Origin of the sequence: Aquabacterium commune, from assembly GCF_004362855.1 — a bacterium.
Taxonomy (GTDB): Bacteria; Pseudomonadota; Gammaproteobacteria; order Burkholderiales; family Burkholderiaceae_C; genus Aquabacterium; species Aquabacterium commune.
Genome location: NZ_SNXW01000020.1, coordinates 1 through 16883, shown reverse-complemented (window position 1 = coordinate 16883; position 16883 = coordinate 1). Strand labels below are relative to the sequence as shown.

At 58.7% G+C, this 16883-nt stretch carries 13 protein-coding genes; 3 read left to right on the top strand and 10 right to left on the bottom strand.

The genetic code is table 11. From position 1 onward, the window contains the following. Nucleotides 1–524: 524 nt before the first annotated feature. On the top strand, nt 525–2618 hold the full coding sequence (locus EV672_RS18045) for a TonB-dependent receptor family protein (RefSeq protein ID WP_133611347.1): 2094 nt from the start codon (nt 525–527) through the stop codon (nt 2616–2618). Nucleotides 2619–2669: 51 nt separating this feature from the next. Then, nucleotides 2670–3104, top strand: coding sequence for a copper-binding protein (locus EV672_RS18040; RefSeq protein WP_133611346.1), 435 nt, complete (start codon nt 2670–2672; stop codon nt 3102–3104). 1247 nt (nt 3105–4351) lie between these two features. Here EV672_RS18040 and EV672_RS18035 read toward each other — a convergent pair. Both EV672_RS18035 and EV672_RS18030 read right to left on the bottom strand, forming a co-directional pair. Further along, on the bottom strand, nt 4352–4984 hold the full coding sequence (locus tag EV672_RS18035) for a hypothetical protein (RefSeq protein ID WP_133611345.1): 633 nt from the start codon (nt 4982–4984) through the stop codon (nt 4352–4354). Between the two features lie 90 nt (nt 4985–5074). Next, nucleotides 5075–6091, bottom strand: a complete 1017-nt coding sequence (locus EV672_RS18030; protein WP_133611344.1) for a DNA-binding protein — start codon at nt 6089–6091, stop codon at nt 5075–5077. Between the two features lie 116 nt (nt 6092–6207). On the opposite strand from EV672_RS18030, the gene EV672_RS18025 reads away from it, so the two are divergent. Beyond that, nucleotides 6208–7401 carry a tyrosine-type recombinase/integrase gene (locus EV672_RS18025; protein ID WP_341770498.1) on the top strand — a complete coding sequence of 398 codons (1194 nt, stop codon included), beginning with the start codon at nt 6208–6210 and terminating at the stop codon, nt 7399–7401. Between the two features lie 36 nt (nt 7402–7437). Here the strand turns inward: EV672_RS18025 and EV672_RS18020 are convergent, their stop codons facing one another. From EV672_RS18020 to EV672_RS19400, 8 genes are all read right to left on the bottom strand, one after another. Further along, on the bottom strand, nt 7438–8793 hold the full coding sequence (locus tag EV672_RS18020) for an MFS transporter (protein ID WP_133611342.1): 1356 nt from the start codon (nt 8791–8793) through the stop codon (nt 7438–7440). Nucleotides 8794–8865: 72 nt separating this feature from the next. Further along, nucleotides 8866–9216 (bottom strand): DUF6488 family protein, encoded by a 351-nt coding sequence (locus tag EV672_RS18015; protein ID WP_133611341.1) that lies wholly within the window; start codon nt 9214–9216, stop codon nt 8866–8868. Nucleotides 9217–9258: 42 nt separating this feature from the next. Further along, nucleotides 9259–10044, bottom strand: a complete 786-nt coding sequence (locus EV672_RS18010) for a HupE/UreJ family protein (RefSeq protein ID WP_133611340.1) — start codon at nt 10042–10044, stop codon at nt 9259–9261. A 125-nt stretch (nt 10045–10169) separates the two neighbouring features. Continuing rightward, the gene (locus EV672_RS18005; RefSeq protein WP_133611339.1) at nt 10170–13415 is read right to left on the bottom strand and encodes a CusA/CzcA family heavy metal efflux RND transporter; all 3246 of its coding nucleotides are present in this window, start codon (nt 13413–13415) and stop codon (nt 10170–10172) included. Further along, nucleotides 13412–14602 carry an efflux RND transporter periplasmic adaptor subunit gene (locus tag EV672_RS18000; protein WP_279536351.1) on the bottom strand — a complete coding sequence of 397 codons (1191 nt, stop codon included), beginning with the start codon at nt 14600–14602 and terminating at the stop codon, nt 13412–13414. The genes EV672_RS18005 and EV672_RS18000 overlap by 4 nt, the downstream gene beginning before the upstream one ends. Before the next feature lie 11 nt (nt 14603–14613). Continuing rightward, nucleotides 14614–15798 carry a TolC family protein gene (locus EV672_RS17995; RefSeq protein WP_208110809.1) on the bottom strand — a complete coding sequence of 395 codons (1185 nt, stop codon included), beginning with the start codon at nt 15796–15798 and terminating at the stop codon, nt 14614–14616. Nucleotides 15799–15948: 150 nt separating this feature from the next. Then, nucleotides 15949–16386: a hypothetical protein gene (locus tag EV672_RS17990; protein ID WP_133611337.1), complete on the bottom strand. Its 438-nt coding sequence runs from the start codon at nt 16384–16386 to the stop codon at nt 15949–15951. Continuing rightward, nucleotides 16383–16883: metal-sensing transcriptional repressor (locus EV672_RS19400; RefSeq protein ID WP_424923182.1), on the bottom strand; the 501-nt coding region annotated here is incomplete at its 5' end. The genes EV672_RS19400 and EV672_RS17990, both read right to left, overlap by 4 nt.

Genomic DNA, 16883 nt, shown 5'->3' with positions numbered 1-16883 from the left:
GGTGACGATGACTTCTGATATTTGGTTATCAGGAGCTGACTGCACTCCGGGCGTTACGTCCAGTTAATTGGTGCAGTCGTCTTCTGAAAATGACAATCCGACGACACGCGCATGTAGCCTACCAACATAAGCGGATAACCATCTAAAATAGGTTTCCGTATGGTAGCGCATGGCGACAGAGTTTTCCGCACAATTTTAAGGCCATCCAGAGGTTGGTGCATGTGACTGTTGCAGATGTGTCGTAAAACAGATGTTTTACGACGGTCTGGCGATATAGCCTCTTGCTTGAGTTTTACTTGATGAATACGAACTGTTATCATTAACGGTTGTACGTCAATCAGCTTCGCATCGCGGCACTAGGTACTTGTCATCGATGGCGAGCGGCCTCAGCGACGTGCTGTCGATCTGAGTCTCAAGAACTGCACACCAGTTTCATTCAATCACCGCAAGCCAGCCATTTGTCCTTCCGACGATAGCTAGCCAGCACGACAACATCCACATATCCGGATGACGAGGATGGCATCATGAAAAGACAAGACCGTGTAACGATATTTCCTTCCGCGCCACGCCGCGTAGCCGCGGCGGTCGCGCTGGCACTGGGTGCCTCAACCCTCGCACTGGCGACCGAGGTCGAGCTACCGCGCATCGACGTGATCGGCAAAGGCGAACAGGCCGTTGCCAAGCAACCGGGCTCGGTAGCCGTGATTGACAAGGGGGCACTGGAACTCAAGCAGCCAGTATCGACCCAGGATGCACTGAAGTCAGTGCCCGGCATCGTCGTGCGCGAGGAGGAAGGCTACGGTTTCATTCCCAACATCGGCATGCGCGGCCTCAATCCGAACCGCAGCCAGAAGCTGCTGGTGCTGGAAGATGGCGTGCCGGTCGCGCCCGGGCTGTTCCTGGCCAACGAGTCGTACTACAGCCCGCGCATCGAGCGCATGCAGAGCATCGAGGTACTGAAGGGCGCAGCGGGTCTGCGCTACGGGCCGACCACGATCGGCGGCGTGATCAACTACAAGACCAAGAATCCCGAGGAGGGTGTCAAGGTCACGGCCAAGGCCGGCTCGCACGGCTATCGCCTGCTCGGCCTAGATGCCGGCGGCGTGGCGTCGTCGGGCGAGGCGATCGGCGGCATCAGCATGGTGACCACCCAAGGTGACGGTTTCCGCAACAACCGTTTCGACATGAATGATGTCGTGCTCAAGGGGGGCATGGCATTGGGCGACAAACAGTGGATCGCCGCCAAACTCACCTATTACGACAACAAGGTGAATACTTCGTACGTCGGCCTGCGTCCGAACGAATTTCGCAACGATCCGACCAAGAACCCTGCACCGAACGACTGGTTCCTCACCAATCGGACGTCGTTCGACATCAATCACGAATACGAGATCAGCGACACAGTGACGCTGAAGACGCTGTTCTACTGGTCCGAGCTGACGCGCGACTACTGGCGCAGGGAAGTGCAGGCACGCAACGCTGACGGCACGACCTTCGTCCCATGTAACGGCCTCGCCTTCTGCATGAGCGGCAACAATCGCACCTTCGAAATGATGGGCGTGGACAGCCGCCTGCAAATCGCCCACGGCAGCTTCGGCATGAAGAACGAAACGGAAATCGGTATCCGCCTGCACAGCGACAGGCTGGACAATACGAAGCTGCAATCTAAAACGGACCCCAATGCGCGCTCCGGCATCCTGACCACCGACGATACCCAGAAAGCTGAAGGCATCGCCTTCTACGCTCAGAACCGCTTCATCGTGAGCGAGCGCATCGCAATCACGCCCGGCCTGCGCATCGAGAGCTATAACCAGAGTCGTACCAACGAACTGACTGGTGTTTCAGGCAAGGCCAACAATACCGAGGTGATGCCCGGCATCGGTGCGACCTGGCAGGTCACGCCGAAGACGCAACTCTTCGCCGGCGCGTTCAAGGGCTTCTCGCCGGCGATGGTCGCCACCGCGATCAGCGGCTCAGGCGTGGACCAAAACCTCGACGCCGAACGCTCGACCAACTTCGAGCTGGGCGTGCGCGGCAAGGCCGAACGCCTGAGCTATGAGGCCACCGCGTTCTACATGGACTTCGCCAACCAGATCATTCCGCAGTCCGAATCGGGCGGCGTCGGCGCCACCGTCACCAACGCCGGCAAGACCCTGAATCAGGGGCTGGAGGGCGCGATCGGCTATGACCTCGGTGCGGGCTGGGGCGTGGATGCCAACGCCACCTGGGTGCCGACCGCCAAGTTCAACAGTGCCAAGATCGTCGCCGGCATCGACCGCAACGGCAACCGCTTGCCCTATGCGCCGAAGCTGACCTCGAACTTGGCGCTGAGCTACAAGACGGGCGGACTCAAGGCCAGTCTTGGCGCCAACTATGTTTCGCGCCAGTTCGTCGATCCGGAAAATACCATCGCCGAAAACGCAGACGGCCGCCGCGGCGAAATCCCAGCTTACACGGTCTATACTCTCAACGCACACTACACGGTGGATAAGCAGTTGAGTGTGTTCGGCACGGTGCGCAACCTGTTTGACAAGAAGTACATCGCCAGCCGCAATCCGGACGGCATCTTCCCTGGCGCGGAGCGCAACTTTGAAGTAGGCGTGAGCTACAAGTTCTGAGTCGCATCCGTATACTCGCCATACCGATGGTGCGGACACTTGGCTGGCGCAATGCCGGCCAAGTTTTTGGGTATCTGGATTTGGCTGCGTTTGAAGGCTTACGAAAACCGTATCGATGAGGAAACCACGGTGAAATTAAAATCTCTACTTGCAATTCTGCTGACCATCGGGTTTTCCGCCTCTGCTCTGGCGCAGCACAACCATGGTACGACGGGCGGACAAGGAGGTACGCGGGAACCTGACGCCAGACCGATGGAGAAGGCGCGCTTGTTCAATGGCGAGGTACGCCAAGTCAACAAGGACGGAAGCACCGTCACGCTGAAGCATGAATCCATCGACGCTCTGGATGTACCGGCAACGACTATGGCATATCCCGTAAATGATGCGTCCATTCTTGACCATCTGCATCCTGGCGATAGGGTGCGGTTTCTGATCGTGCGGCAGGGGCGCGCGCTCCTAATTACGAACATCGTGCCGGCACAATAAAGCGTGCGCTACGTGCGTACGACATGTTTCAGCATCACTGCTGACGAAGTACGAGGCGGGCGGCAACGCCAAGGCGCTTGCGCTGATCACGCAGATATCGCCGGCGGCCTGGCGGCACATCCCGCTGAATAGGCCTACACCTTCCAGAGCGACGGCAAGATGATCGACCTGGACGCACTCGTCGCCGGGCTGGAACTGGGGTGACGGAAATTTCTGGGGTTCCGGCTTACAACCCCAAGCACGTGCTTGATGAACTGACTAAGCCTGTGGCCACCTCCGTTGTGGAGGTTGATTTCCCCAAGGCTGCTGATGTTAAGTTTGCTGCGCATCAGGTATCAGGGGCCTCTGGCGTGTCAGTGGAAATAGCGTTGCCCTATGAGGCTTCCGTGCCATGGTCGGTGGTTCCTCTTGCGTTCGATGGGTGATGACGCGCGGGGTTTGGTCTTGTTTTAAACACATGGTGGTCGAGGTGGGCGGCGGTGGTCTGCCGACGTACCCGAAGGGCCGTCCACACTTGTGTGGGCGGGTCGAGCAGTCCACGGGCGCACGCCATTGCCGGGGAGCTGTGGGCAACTGGCGGACCCCGCAGGGGCCGTCCACAGGTTCTATCCTGTGGGCGGGCTAGTTGTCCATGGCGGGCGCGCGAACACTCGGTGGTGTTGGTTTTGTATTTGGCGCCCCTCGGTAGAGGGGCGCCGCAGGCGATAAGGTCAGAAATGGCACATAAGCGACAACATCATTAAGTGCGGTTGTCTTATGCGTTTAAAAGAGCGGCATGGTCTTCGTTCCGGGCAGGCCTTCAGCCTCTTCTCGCTGTGGACATATGAGCAGTTCTGTCCAGCAATTCGTGTCTTTGGTGGATGTCTGTTCCTCCAGGGGTCGCTTCAGAAAACGGAAAAAATCGTACGCTAAGACCCGGAGAACGGACGTAGTGGCCTGAACTTGCCCGCGTCTAGGGGGCATGCCGGGATAAAGCCATTTTTCGCTCATAAGCCATCTGGCTATAAAGCGGCCGGCTTTCATCTGAAAATTGAATAAGTAGTCGCGGGGCCGACTCGTAGGGAGCCGGCCCCATGCAATGGGCTACTTAGAGCCAGCTGTGTAAGTGTGAGCTTACCTGCTGATCGTACGTACCCTGCCCGCACGCCACCACCCTAGACCCGCGATGACAAGGAGGGTCGGCCGTGATTCCTGAAAAATCCGCAGAAAGTTAACTAAGTCATTGTTCTAACGACAGTTTTTGCCACTCAGCCAGCGCTGCGTTTGGAGCGCACGGGCTTAGTCTGAACAACCGGCTTGAACTGCTCGACCAACATACGCAAGGTTTCCGCTTCGGCCTTGAACTGTGAGGCCTGCTGCTGGGCGTTTTGGAGTTGCTGACCCTGGGCGTCGGACGCTACGGTGAGGTTCCCGATTGCGGTCTTGGCGGCCTCCAGTTCCGCGCTGATCCGGGAGTTTGCCTTGACGAACTCCAACGCTTTAGCTTGACTCTGGCGTTCGGTCTCGGCTAGTTTGGTGCGTGCACCCTCTAGCTGCTTCTCGGCAGTGCCCCTGGCTGAGCGCTCCAGCTCGATTTCACGCAGTGCCCGGCGCTCAGCGCCCGCGGCTCGCTCATTGGCGGCCTCGATGGTCGCTCGCCCCTTTTCGAGATCTGCACTGAAGTCCGCTCGGATGCGCTCCTGCTGGGCTTGCAATTCACCGACCTGGCGCTGCAGCGCCTCAGTACGTGCCATGGTGGCGGCATGCGCGCGGCGCTCGGTCTCCAGTTCTGCGCTGCGCGCCTGGAACTGGGCAGCCAGCTCATCAAGACGCTCTTGCAACTCATGCGCGCGCGCTTCCAGGCCGCTGGCCCGCTCCTGCTCGGTCTCCAAATCGGCCAAAGCTTTGGCCGACTCCGCTTGGGCCTCAACGCGGGGTGATCTCGGTTTCGGTGCAAAAACTCCCGCTTTCAATAAAGGGATAACCCTAACCTAGGTCGCCTTTGCCTTCTTGCTGCGTTCCCCCTTTTCAGTTGGACGGAACTGCGCAACCAGAGCTCGCAGCGTCTGCGCTTCAGTCTTGTGCTGAACGACCTCCTGCTGGGCGGCTGCCAACTGCTGCTGGGCTTGCGTCATAGCCTGTCCGTGGCGTTCGATGACGCCTGCTTGCCCGCGTACCTCTAGCCGCGCGGCATCAAGCTCTGCCTTCAAGCGGGCCTTGGCGGCAGCAGACTCAGCCTCCTGGGCACTGCGCCTACCTTCCAGATCGACCAACTGACTTCGCAGCGCCTCAGCCTGCTTTTCCAGGCGAGCCCTGGCCATGCGCTCCTGATCAACCTCCATCAACGCATGGCGCTGCGCGCCAGCGGCACGCTCATCGGCAGACGCGATGGCCTGGCGGCCCTTTTCCAGCTCGATACTGAAATCCGCCCTTGCACGCTCCAATTGCCCCTGCAATTCGCTGATCTGGCGTTGTAGCTCTTGGCTGCGCCCGGCCGTGGCTGCATGCTTGCGACGCTCCGCTTCCAGGTCTAAATCGCGATCGCGCAAGGCCGCAGATGCCGCAACCAGGTTCTCTTGAAGGGTCGCGATCTGTGCGATGGCACTTTCGGCACGCTGGTGCTCACGCTGCTGTTCTTGCTGCGCGACTTGGACTTCGGCTTTGGCCTCCACCCTCAGCACTTGAGTCTCACCCCTGGCCAACTCAGTCGCTTGCACCCAGAGTACCTGCAAGGCATCAGCGGTGGCCGCTTTGAGGGCGTCCGGTAAATCTGGATGATCGATTTGAACCTGCGCCTTGCCACGCAGCTCTTCCCAAAAATGGGTCAGCGCATCCGATGGCGCGCTCATTGAGCCCTTGCGCACGAACTGGTAGAGCTTGTTGGCTGTGGGCGTGATGCCATGCCGGAAGAACAGCAAGGCGCAGACCTCCCGGTACAACGATTTCGTTTCCGGGAATCGCGCCTTCAAGGCCTCGACTTCGGCTTGGATCTCTGATTCGATGCTCATAGATCGCAATTACAACGTAATACGTTAGTTTCATCAACATATTTCCAAATCTATGGACATAACCTCTCTAATGTCCATAGAATATGGCTCGGATCACTTTCTCCCCATTGACGCCCTTGGAAGCCATCACCACGATCGATCAAGTGCTGATTCCCGTTCACCTGACTGGGGTCGATGGCGGCAATCGAGGCCGCGGCCAGCGTCAGGTGCAAGCCGATGACGACTACTCAGCAGTGCTCTCTTGGCTGGCCCGGTACGCGGACACGCCGGCGACCTTGAGTGCCTATCGCAAGGAGGCCGAAAGGCTGCTCTTGTGGTGTGTGCACCAGCGCGGGTTGGCCATGTCGTCTTTAGCGCATGAGGACCTGTTGCTGTACGAACGGTTCCTCACCGACCCGCAGCCGGCCGCGCGTTGGGTCATGACCGTTCGCCAGCGTCCGGGGCGTGACTCGCCCCATTGGCGCCCATTTGCCGGCCCCTTGTCGCCAGCCAGTCAGCGTCAGGCCCTGTCTATTCTCAATGCGATGTTTTCTTGGCTTGTCGAGGCGGGATATTTGGCTGGCAATCCACTTTCCCTTGGACGGCGCAGGCAACGTTCTGGGCCAAAGCAAACCAACCGTTTCCTGCCGCATGAGCACTGGACTGAAGTCAAAGCCACGATTTTGTCAATGCCAGCTGAGTCAGCACGTGAGGTGATTCATGGCGCCCGCTGCCGCTGGCTTTTCTCACTGCTCTACATTGGCGGGCTGCGGGTCTCGGAGATTAACTCCAGCACGATGGGCAGTTTCTATCTAAGGAAAGATCGGTCAGGCGTTGAGCGCTGGTGGCTTGAGGTGGTGGGCAAAGGCAGCAAGTCCCGCACCATTCCCGCCACAGCCGAGTTGATGGTTGAGCTAGTGAACTACCGCAAGGTCATTGGCATGCCCGCTTTGCCCAGCGCCAACGAATTCACACCACTCGTGCTGCCCATCATCGGCAGAGGCAAACCCCTGGCCCGCAGTGCTATTCATGAGATCGTCAAGGAGGTCATGCGCAATACCGCCCAGCGGTTGCGTGCCCAGGGTGCGGCATGGGAAGGGGTTGCCAGCCAGATCGAGGCGGCATCCACCCACTGGCTTCGTCATACCGCAGGCACGCACATGACCGACGCAGGCTTGGCCATCAAGTCGGTACGCGACAACTTTGGCCATGCGACCATCAGCACAACAAGCATCTACGTCCACTCTGAGGATGATGCTCGCCATGACGCCACTCAGGCCGCCCACCGCATTGGCTGGGAGGTACAGCCCAAAGTAGTGGGCTCGACTTAACTCACTTCGCTCGACCTTTGCCGTCGGCAAAATGCATCATGGATGATTGCGACCAGTTGGGTCGCCATGCTGATTTCTTGGCGTGACAGGCCATCGAGCATGAAGGTCATCAATCACGAAGTCGTGGACATGGTCGCCTGCCGGCCGGAATGATTTCAAGTGTTCATCTCCATCATCCAGATCCGGATGTTCATGATGCAATTCATTGGGATCGGCCTGGGGCCATAGCCGGGCGCTAACCAAAGCTGCAATACCCGCCGTCAAACCGAGCACTGTGAAGCTGGTGCCCAGCCCCGCGCGTGCACCCAACCATCCAGCCACGGGGTACGTGATCAGCCAACAGGCATGGGACAACGCGAACTGTGCCGCGAACAGTGCTGGACGATCCTCCTCATGTGCCGAGCGCCTCAAGAGCCTACCTGATGGCGTTTGAACCAAGGAGTAGCCCACACCAAGCGTTAGCCACAAGGCCACCAACGCGGTGAAGCTTGTCATGAGCACCGGCCCCGTGAGCAGCCCAACGGCCAAGATGGTCGCGCCCGTCAACATCACACGCCGGTCCGACAAGCGACCAAGTAAACGAGGCAAGCCAAATGCCACCAGCATGGAGCCGGCACCAAACGCTGCCAATGCCATCGCCGTGGCGTTCTGGCCAAGCCGGAGGCTACTTTGGACGATCACCACCGTGTTGACGATCACCATGGCACTTGCTGAAGCTGCAGTTAGGTTGAGTGCGAGCAGGCCACGCAATCTAGGCGTTGCCAGATAGATGCGGCTGCCACGGGTGGTTCGCTCGTAAACACTTCTTCGCGGAGGCATTTTTGCTTTGGGGAGCATGGCCGACACCACAAGCAGAGCCGAAGCCACAAAGCCGACAACCGTTCCTAAGAACAAGCTGTGGAAGCTCACCACCGTCAACAATGCCGCAGCCAAGGCTGGGCTTGCCAGATTTTCAAGGTCATATGCCAAACGCGATAGCGACAGCGCCTTCGTATAGTCTTCTTCCTTGGGAAGGACATCGGGAATGGTGGCTTGGAACGTCGGGGTGAAGCCAGCCGACGCGGACTGCAGAACGAAGATCAGCACATAGACCTGCCACACCTCGGTGACAAATGGCAGAGAGACGGCGACTGCGGCACGCACCAGATCAAGCGTCACCAACAGCGTACGTCGGGGCACGCGCTCCGCAAACGCAGAAGCGATGGGGGCCACTCCAATGTAGGCCACCATCTTGATCGCCAGGGCAGTTCCCAACACCGCGCCCGCGTCCGCTCCGGCGATGTCGTAGGCCAGAAGCCCAAGCGCAACTGTAGCCAGGCCAGTGCCTACCAACGCGATGACCTGCGCGAAAAACAAATGCCGGTAAGTGCGGTTCTTCAGAACATCGAGCATGCCAGTTCTCCTCCGTTGCCAAAAAGCAGGCCCCGCTAGCCCTGCAAGAGAGCTGCGGGGTTGCTTCACGATTTACTTGCCCGAGAAATTGGCAGCAATGAAATTGCCCTGCAGCGTGAAGAACATGTACAGGTTCTCTTTGGCTTTGTCAGCCGCAGCCGGATCGTTGAAGGTCACCTTCCATTCCTTGGCGCGTTTGCCGTCAACCTGCTCAATGGCGGTCGGTTTCGCACCATCCCAAGACTTATCGATCTTGCCTGCAGCGATCAAGCCTTTTTGACGTTTCACGGCGCATTGAGACACTGTCTCTTGGTTGGCCTGCGCTAAGCCATGAAAGTGGCAATCAGCGGCGCCGCTTGCCAGGGCTTGGCTCGACAGGCCGAGGCCGGCCAACATGGTTGCAATAGAAATCAGTTTTTTCATGGATAACTCCATCGGTTGGTGGTGAAAGTGAGTGCGACGCCGTCAAAGGCTCTCGCGGTCGGTCTGAACGCTCTTGTCGACCTCAAGGTCCTCATGAGCGTGTTCGTGTTCCTTTGTAGGAAAACGGAACTCCTCGGCGCCGCTGTCGTGTTGATAGCCATGCAATTGCATGAGCAGCAGCAAAGCGCCCACGGCCATCAAACAGTTATTGGCCAGCGTGCTGAAGCGGGAGAACGATGCGTGCTTGCGCCACAGCGAGAGCACCCAAACCATGACAGTAAGCGCGGCAATTTGCCCGAGTTCAACGCCAACGTTGAAGCTGAGAATTCGCATCAACATGGCAACTGCGTCTTCGCCCAGTGGCAACTGCTGCAGTCGGGTAGACAGGCCAAAGCCATGAAGCAGCCCAAATCCGAAGACGACCGCGAGCAAGTTAGGTGAGTTGCAGTTCAGGTGCTTCTGGAAGCCACCGTTGTTGTCGAAGGCCTTGTACATCACGCTGATGGCAATCAGTGCATCCACCAGCCAGAAGTTCCACGTGATCTGCAGGAAGGTCGCAGAGATCAGCGTGATGCAGTGCCCAAGGGTGAAGACGGTAACGAACTTCGCCACATCGGAGAACTTCGTCAGGAAGAAGACGACGCCGAAGAGAAACAGCAAATGGTCGTAGCCGGTCAGCATGTGGCTGGCCCCCAGGCCGATGTACTGCAAATAGCCGCCATCGAGCATGCGCTGTTTGTCGGCCTCTGAAATACCGTGGGCCTGCGCGGCCAAGGTTGCGATCAAAAATACGACCCCAAGGAGCGGCCGGCCAATACGTCCAAACATAGAAGTTCCTCGTAAATGATTGAAAGGAAGGAGCGGCTTTCACCGCACCGAAAGCGTCAAGAAGCGTGGCTTCTGTACAAACTCAGATCATGAATCTGCATCGCCGAAGCGGTCCCCAACACCGGTTATGTCTTCAGCGCATCTGGGATGTCGGCTCGGGGCGATGAGCCGGAAGTTATCTCCCGGCGCCTGAGCACCATCCCACATAGCGCAGGCAGGACAAACAGCGTGAGTACCGTGGCAGTGACCAGCCCACCGATGACCACCGTCGCCAGAGGTCTTTGCACTTCTGCTCCGGTGCCAGTTCCAAGTGCCATGGGAACGAAGCCGAGCGATGCCACCAATGCGGTCATGAGCACGGGACGCACGCGCTCCATGGCCCCTTCAATGACCGCCGCATTGGCCCCCAGTCCTTCGTCCAGACGTTTTCTGATCGCTGAGATCAGGACAAGACCGTTGAGAACAGCAACGCCTGAAACAGCAATGAAGCCGACGGATGCTGAAATCGAGAACGGGATGCCACGCCACGCAAGCGCGAATACGCCACCGGCCAAGGCCAACGGAATGGCAGCCAACACGGTGGCCGTCAATGCGACATTGCCGATCGCCAGGTACAAAGTGGCTGCGATCAGAACAAAGCAGGCGGGCACGATGATCGCCAAACGCTTGGTTGCCGCCTGTAGATTCTGGAACTGACCGCCCCATTCAATCCATGTTGCCGAAGGCAATTTCACCTCTGCATCGATTCGCTTGGCAGCGTCATCAACGAAACCACCCAAGTCACGACCAACGACGTTGGCCTCGACGTAGATTCGGCGTTTGCCGTTGTCTCGGCTGATTTCATTCAAACCCTCGGTAAAACGGAATTGCACCAGTTCTTTCAGAGGGATGGATGATCTGGTCTTGCCGCCGTTCTCGGGCAACATGACAGGCAATGATCCCAGGACATCAAGGTTGCTTCGCTGCGCACCAGGCAGACGCACCACGATGTCGAATCGGCGGTCGCCCTCAAAAATCTGGCCAGAAGGCCTGCCAGCAAGTGCTGTGGACACCGTGTCGGCAACCTCCTTGACGGTCAAGCCATAACGGGCAATGGCCGTGCGGTCGAAGCGAATGTCGAAGGTCGGGAACCCGCCCGTTTGAGCAACACGCACATCGGAAGAACCTGGCGTCTTGCGCAACACCGCCGCAATTTTTTGGGCACTGGCTGCAAGCTCATCCAGGTCATCACCGTAGATCTTCACCGCCACGTCGCTGCGCACGCCTCCGATCAGTTCGTTGAAGCGCATTTCGATGGGCTGGGTGACGTCATAGTTGTTTCCGACCAATGGCGCTGTCTTTTCCCGGATGCGCTCGATCACCTGTTCTTTGGTGGTGACCCCCTCAGGCCACTCGTCCTTGGGCTTGAGGATGATGTAGTTATCCGATGCGTTAGGAGGCATGGGGTCGGCTGCCAAACTGGCAGTACCAGCCTTTGAGTAAACGGTCTTCACTTCGGGCAGACTGAGGACAGCCCGCTCAAGTGGCAGGTCAATGGCGGCAGACTGCTCGATGGATGTGGATGGAATCCGCACTGAAGAGAGGTTGAGGTTTTGTTCATCCAACGTAGGCATGAATTCCCTGCCGACAAAGCCAAATACCACGCCCGCCAGAACGAGCACCCCTGTGGCTGCGCCCAGATAAGGCCAGGGCCTGCTCACCGCATGCTTCAACCAGGGCTCGTATCGGCGCTTGGTCGCAGCGATGACCTTCACATCCTTTTCTTGGATTTCTTTTGAAAGCAGTACCGCCACCATTGCTGGAACGAAGGTCAACGACAGCACAAAGGCTGAAGCGAGAGCCAGCATCAGCGTGATGACCATGGGCGAGAACATCTTGCCCTCGACACCTTCAAAAGTAAGGCAAGGCAGGAAGACGAGAAAGATCACCAATTGCCCGTAGACCGTTGGCTTCACCATTTCGCGCGACGACTCGATGACCTCCGACAAGCGCTCCTTCAAGGTTAGCAAACGACCTTCTGCTTGCTGCCTGTGGGCCAAACGCCGCATCGCGTTCTCTACGATGATGACCGCGCCATCGATGATCAAACCGAAATCCAAGGCTCCCAGGCTCATGAGGTTGCCGGAGATCTTCAGCGCATTCATGCCAATCGCGCTGATCAGCATCGACAAGGGAATCACGAGCGCAGCGATCAATGCTGCACGCACGTTGCCCAGAAGCGCAAACAAGATGACCACGACCAGCAAGGCTCCTTCCGCCAGGTTGCGCCCCACCGTCGAAATCGTGGCGACCACAAGCTGAGAACGGTCCAAAGTCGGAACAATCACGACGCCCGCAGGCATTGTTTTAGAGATTTCCTTGAGCTTCTCGCCCACGGCCTGTGCCACGGTTCGGCTGTTTTCTCCGACCAACATGAGGGCGCTGCCCACCACTGTCTCGTACCCGTTGCGGCTGGCTGCTCCAGAACGGAGTTCGCCTCCGACGTTCACTGTTGCCACTTGCCCAAGGGTCACGGGCATGCCATCACGTTGGGTCACCACAGCGCGCATCATCTCGTCGGTGGTCTGAATGCGAGCATCCGCGCGCACGAGGTAGGACTCGCCAGAACGTTGCACGTAGTTCGCGCCGACCGACAGGTTGGCATTCTCCAGGGCTTGTCCCAGCTCGGATATCGAAACGCCAAAGGCAGCCAGCTTGGCCGGGTCGGGCTCGACGACGTATTCCTTGACATAGCCGCCCAGGGAGTCCACATCGGCCACACCGGGCGTTGTGCGCAACTGCGGGCGAACGACCCAGTCCTGAACGGTGCGCAAGTAAGCCAGTTGAGCAACGCGTTCGGCCAGGCGATCTCCAGCGTCCGTTAGGAAGCTGCCGTCACTTTGCCAACCTGGCTTGCCATCCTGAATCTTGTCGCTCTTGCGATCTGGATTCGCAAATTCGACGCTGTAGTGGAAAATTTCCCCCAGCCCGGTGGACACCGGTCCCATTTGCGGCTCGGCGCCTTCCGGCAAGTTGGGGCGAGCCTGGGCCAAGCGCTCAGTCACCTGCTGCCGCATGAAATAGAGGTCGGCATCCTCTTTGAAGATCGCCGTGACCTGGCTGAACCCATTGCGCGAAAACGAGCGGGTCCGCTCCACGCCATTGAGACCAGCCAATGCCGTCTCAATCGGATAGGTCACGCGCTTCTCGATTTCCACCGGGCTCAGCGTGGGAATCACCGTGTTGATCTGAACTTGCTTGTTGGTGATGTCTGGCGTGACATCAATGGGTAGCAACTTGAGTTGCCATGCTCCGATGACCGCCACCACGGCAGTCATGAACAACACGAGCCAACGAAGGCGTACCGCGCCTTGAAGAATGCCGTTGATCATTCGTCTTCTCCCGCGTTTTTCTTCGCCTCAGCTTTGACCAAAAACGCATTGCGCGTTGCTACTCGTTCGCCGGCCTTGATGCCAGACACAATCTGGGCAAGGCCACCACTGCGGGATCCGACCAAGACAGGTGTTGGGCGAAAGCCAAGCTCGGTGCGGACGAAAAGTACGTCTCGACCATTAAGGTTCTGCACCGCTTCCTCAGGGATCATCAGCCCACCACTTTCGCCTGAGCGGCCATGCAAACGGACCTGTACACCTTCACCCACGACAAGAGCGGGAACTGCTGCATTGGGTGCTTGCAGGCTTAGCACCACTGTGGCCCGGCGCGCACTGCCGCTGACGGTAGGTGTCACGGCACGCACGGAGGCTGGCACGACTGCACCCGAGCTGGTGACGATCGTGGCAGTGTCTCCGGGTGCAATTCGACCAGCTTCAGCGGCAGTCACCGAGGCCTCGATCTGCATGGCTCCGGGTGTCGTCACCCGAAACAGCTCATCGTTGAGCGACACATAAGCACCGAGTGTGGCGTTCTGCGCAGATACTCGGCCGGCGATAGGACTGACCACAGCGATGCCGCGGCCATCGGCCGATACGTTCGCTGCTCGGGCGACCAAAGAGGCGCGCTGAGCTTCTGCTTCAGCGACATCCAATGCTGCTTTAGCCGACTCCATGTCTTGACGTGGCGACACCCCTTGCTGGAACAGACTGGACTCCCGATCAAAGGCCTTTCGAGACAGATCGAGTTTGGCCTGCGCCACCCGTCGCTCGGCGGCCATGCTTGCGGCCTCCTGACTCTCCAATGTGGCCAGCACCTCGCCGGCGCGCACGACATCGCCCAATCGCGGGGCCACTCGCTGGATGGTGCCTGCAGCCTTGGCCACAAGCACGGCCTCGCTGCCCGGAGACGGCACGACTGTGGCTGGCGCCAGGATCTCTTGGCGGACATCGCCGCTTCCAATCGCTTCAACACCGATATTGGCTGAAGTGAGGTAGGCCGCAGGGATTTTGACTTCATCACCAGCGGGCGCTGATGCCTGGGATGCAGAAGCGACCGCCGTCTTGGCTGCCTCAGGTTGGGCCGAGCGTTCCGCCGGCTGAGACGGGGCCATCAGGCGAGCCGCGCCAAAGCCGAGAACGGCGGCGAACCCCGCAATGGTGGCGACTTTTGGCCAGTTCGAGGACATTGATTTTTCCGTCATTTTTCATCTCCGAATGCCGGTTTTCCGTCGGCTTGAGCCAACGCCGACAGCGCACGCACACGTGCCAATTGAGCATCGATGGTCAGTCCCTTGGACTCCGACAATGCCCTTCGTATTGCAAGCAGTTCCATGAGGGAGGTTTTGCCGCTCTCGTAGCCAATGCGCCCAAGGCGATAGGCTTCCGAGGCCGCTTGCTCGCCCTCAGTTGCAGCCAACAGCCGTTGCTCTGCGGCGCCTACCTGCGCTTGCGCGGAGCGACGCGTGGCGTCTGCTTGAAGAACTGCTGCTGCCAGACGTGCTTCTGCTGCGGCGATGCGCTGCCTGGCGGCCGCAACACCATTGACGTTTTGATCGAACAGTGGAATTGATGCGGAGACTCCAAGGACGTAGCCGCTCTGGCTGCTCCAGGCATAACGGCGAACTCCAGCACTCACATTGATGTCAGGCAGCCATTTCTTCTGCTCAACAGTCACCTGTGCTTCCAACGCCTCTCTCTCTGCGCGGGCGGTGGCCACGGCGAGCGACTCGCCTTGGACTGGATTCACCGCTGGACGGACGACGGCTAGCAAGCGTTCGCTGACGCCGGTATAGGGCGTAGAAGCACCAGCCAACATCGACAACCGATTCAATGCCTGGGAGGTATCCGCATCTGCTGCGATGGCAGCAGCCTGTGAGGCGGCCACGCTGGCACTCGCTTGCGCTTGTCGAATGTCGGCCTCCCGGCCAGCCTGGACTTGCGCTCTTGCCGCACGCAGATCTTCTTGGGCACGCTTGAGATCATCCTGTGCAAGTGCCTTACGTGCCAACATGGCTTCCACGGTCGCGTGGGCGATGGCCAAATCGGCCGCGAAATCCACCTTGGCCTGATATCGCCGCGCCTCGGCAACACCCAATTGGCGTTCCGAGACCTGAACCCTGGCTGCGCGTTGGCCAAGGATCTCTAGCGGCTGGGTGAGCGAATAGGTGCTTTGGCGCTGGCTCTGCCCTCCGCTTTGGGGCGCGCCAAGGTTCTCGACAAGCGTATCAAGCCTTGGATTGGGCCATGCCTTGGCCTGGGCCGCATCGGCCAAAGCGGCTCCAACGTCGGCCTGCTGTTCAAGAAATGCGGGCGATTCGGCCAGCGCTTGTGCCAACAAAATGCCAAACGGCGGTGCGTCTGCAGCTTGGGCGAGGATGGGCATCTGCGCCGCCACGAGGGCGCAGGCAACTATGCGCGTCAGACGACGCGCTCGCACATGAGGGTGCATGGGAAAACTCCACGTATGCAGCCAAACGCTCAAGCGTCATGGCGGCTAAGAACCGGCACTGCAAGGCGCAGCGCCACGATGGGTTCAAACGTGGAGAGTAGGGGGAGCCCGACCGATCGGACGCCAAAGAATGTCGTCAGGGATCGGAATATGGTCTGGTGTGGCCGTCGAGGGCACCAGATCGACGACCGCAGCATCATGAATCTTGATGGCGGCCGGTGCGACGAACCAGTCCAAGAGCGTTTGCTTGGACAGCCGGGGCATTTCGGCCGGCTGGAGCGCAATCAGCGAATGACCAAACTGGTGTTCGTGGGCTTCCGCGTGGGTTTCATCGTCGTGGTCGATGTCAGCCCCGCCATGTTCCCACTGTATTTCCCCACCACCACTGATGTCGTGGCTATGAGCGTGAAATGGCGAACTGAGGATGTCAAATGCCACAAGCAAGAGCAGCAACCAACGCCCGACCATCGCCCAAGCGGAGGGGCGGTTTTGATCGGCTCGCGGTGACAAGGTTTTGCTCACAAATACTTGGTCATGTCTTTGAACTCGGCCAACGCTTCTTGTGACTGAGCTGTGCGGACCGCTCGGCTCAGGCACTCATCGAGGTGCTCATGGATCAACGCTTTCTTCGCTGCACCAATTGCCTTTTCAACAGCATGAAGTTGCTGAGCAACATCGGCACATGGGCGATCTGCTTCCAGCATTTCGATGACATTCAACAGGTGACCACTGGCACGCTTGAGTCGCTTGACCAAAGCGCTGTGACCGGGATGATGCAGTGTGTCGGACATGAAAACTTTTATCCTATGGGGGAGGATAGCATGGCGCTTGTTCAGGTGGTCAAGTTTCTCAAAGTGCTGGTGAAGCAAGCCGAGGCAAATAACCGGACTTCCGAGCTGGATTTGGGCTCTCAGTGACGATGGGGTGTTGGCGCCGACCGAAAACTGAGCCACTTTTGATGGGTGTGCCGATCTAAAACTGAGCCAGGTGTTCAACCTACTCTGCTGCTTTTTGATGCA

Bases quoted from the DNA above. Each gene is read 5' to 3' on its own strand.
- EV672_RS18045 (WP_133611347.1), top strand. From the start codon at position 525: ATGAAAAGACAAGACCGTGTAACGATATTTCCTTCCGCGCCACGCCGC.
- EV672_RS18040 (WP_133611346.1), top strand. From the start codon at position 2,670: ATGCCGGCCAAGTTTTTGGGTATCTGGATTTGGCTGCGTTTGAAGGCT.
- EV672_RS18030 (WP_133611344.1), bottom strand. From the start codon at position 6,091: ATGAGCATCGAATCAGAGATCCAAGCCGAAGTCGAGGCCTTGAAGGCG.
- EV672_RS18020 (WP_133611342.1), bottom strand. From the start codon at position 8,793: ATGCTCGATGTTCTGAAGAACCGCACTTACCGGCATTTGTTTTTCGCG.
- EV672_RS18015 (WP_133611341.1), bottom strand. From the start codon at position 9,216: ATGAAAAAACTGATTTCTATTGCAACCATGTTGGCCGGCCTCGGCCTG.
- EV672_RS18010 (WP_133611340.1), bottom strand. From the start codon at position 10,044: ATGTTTGGACGTATTGGCCGGCCGCTCCTTGGGGTCGTATTTTTGATC.
- EV672_RS18005 (WP_133611339.1), bottom strand. From the start codon at position 13,415: ATGATCAACGGCATTCTTCAAGGCGCGGTACGCCTTCGTTGGCTCGTG.
- EV672_RS18000 (WP_279536351.1), bottom strand. From the start codon at position 14,602: ATGTCCTCGAACTGGCCAAAAGTCGCCACCATTGCGGGGTTCGCCGCC.
- EV672_RS17995 (WP_208110809.1), bottom strand. From the start codon at position 15,798: ATGCCCATCCTCGCCCAAGCTGCAGACGCACCGCCGTTTGGCATTTTG.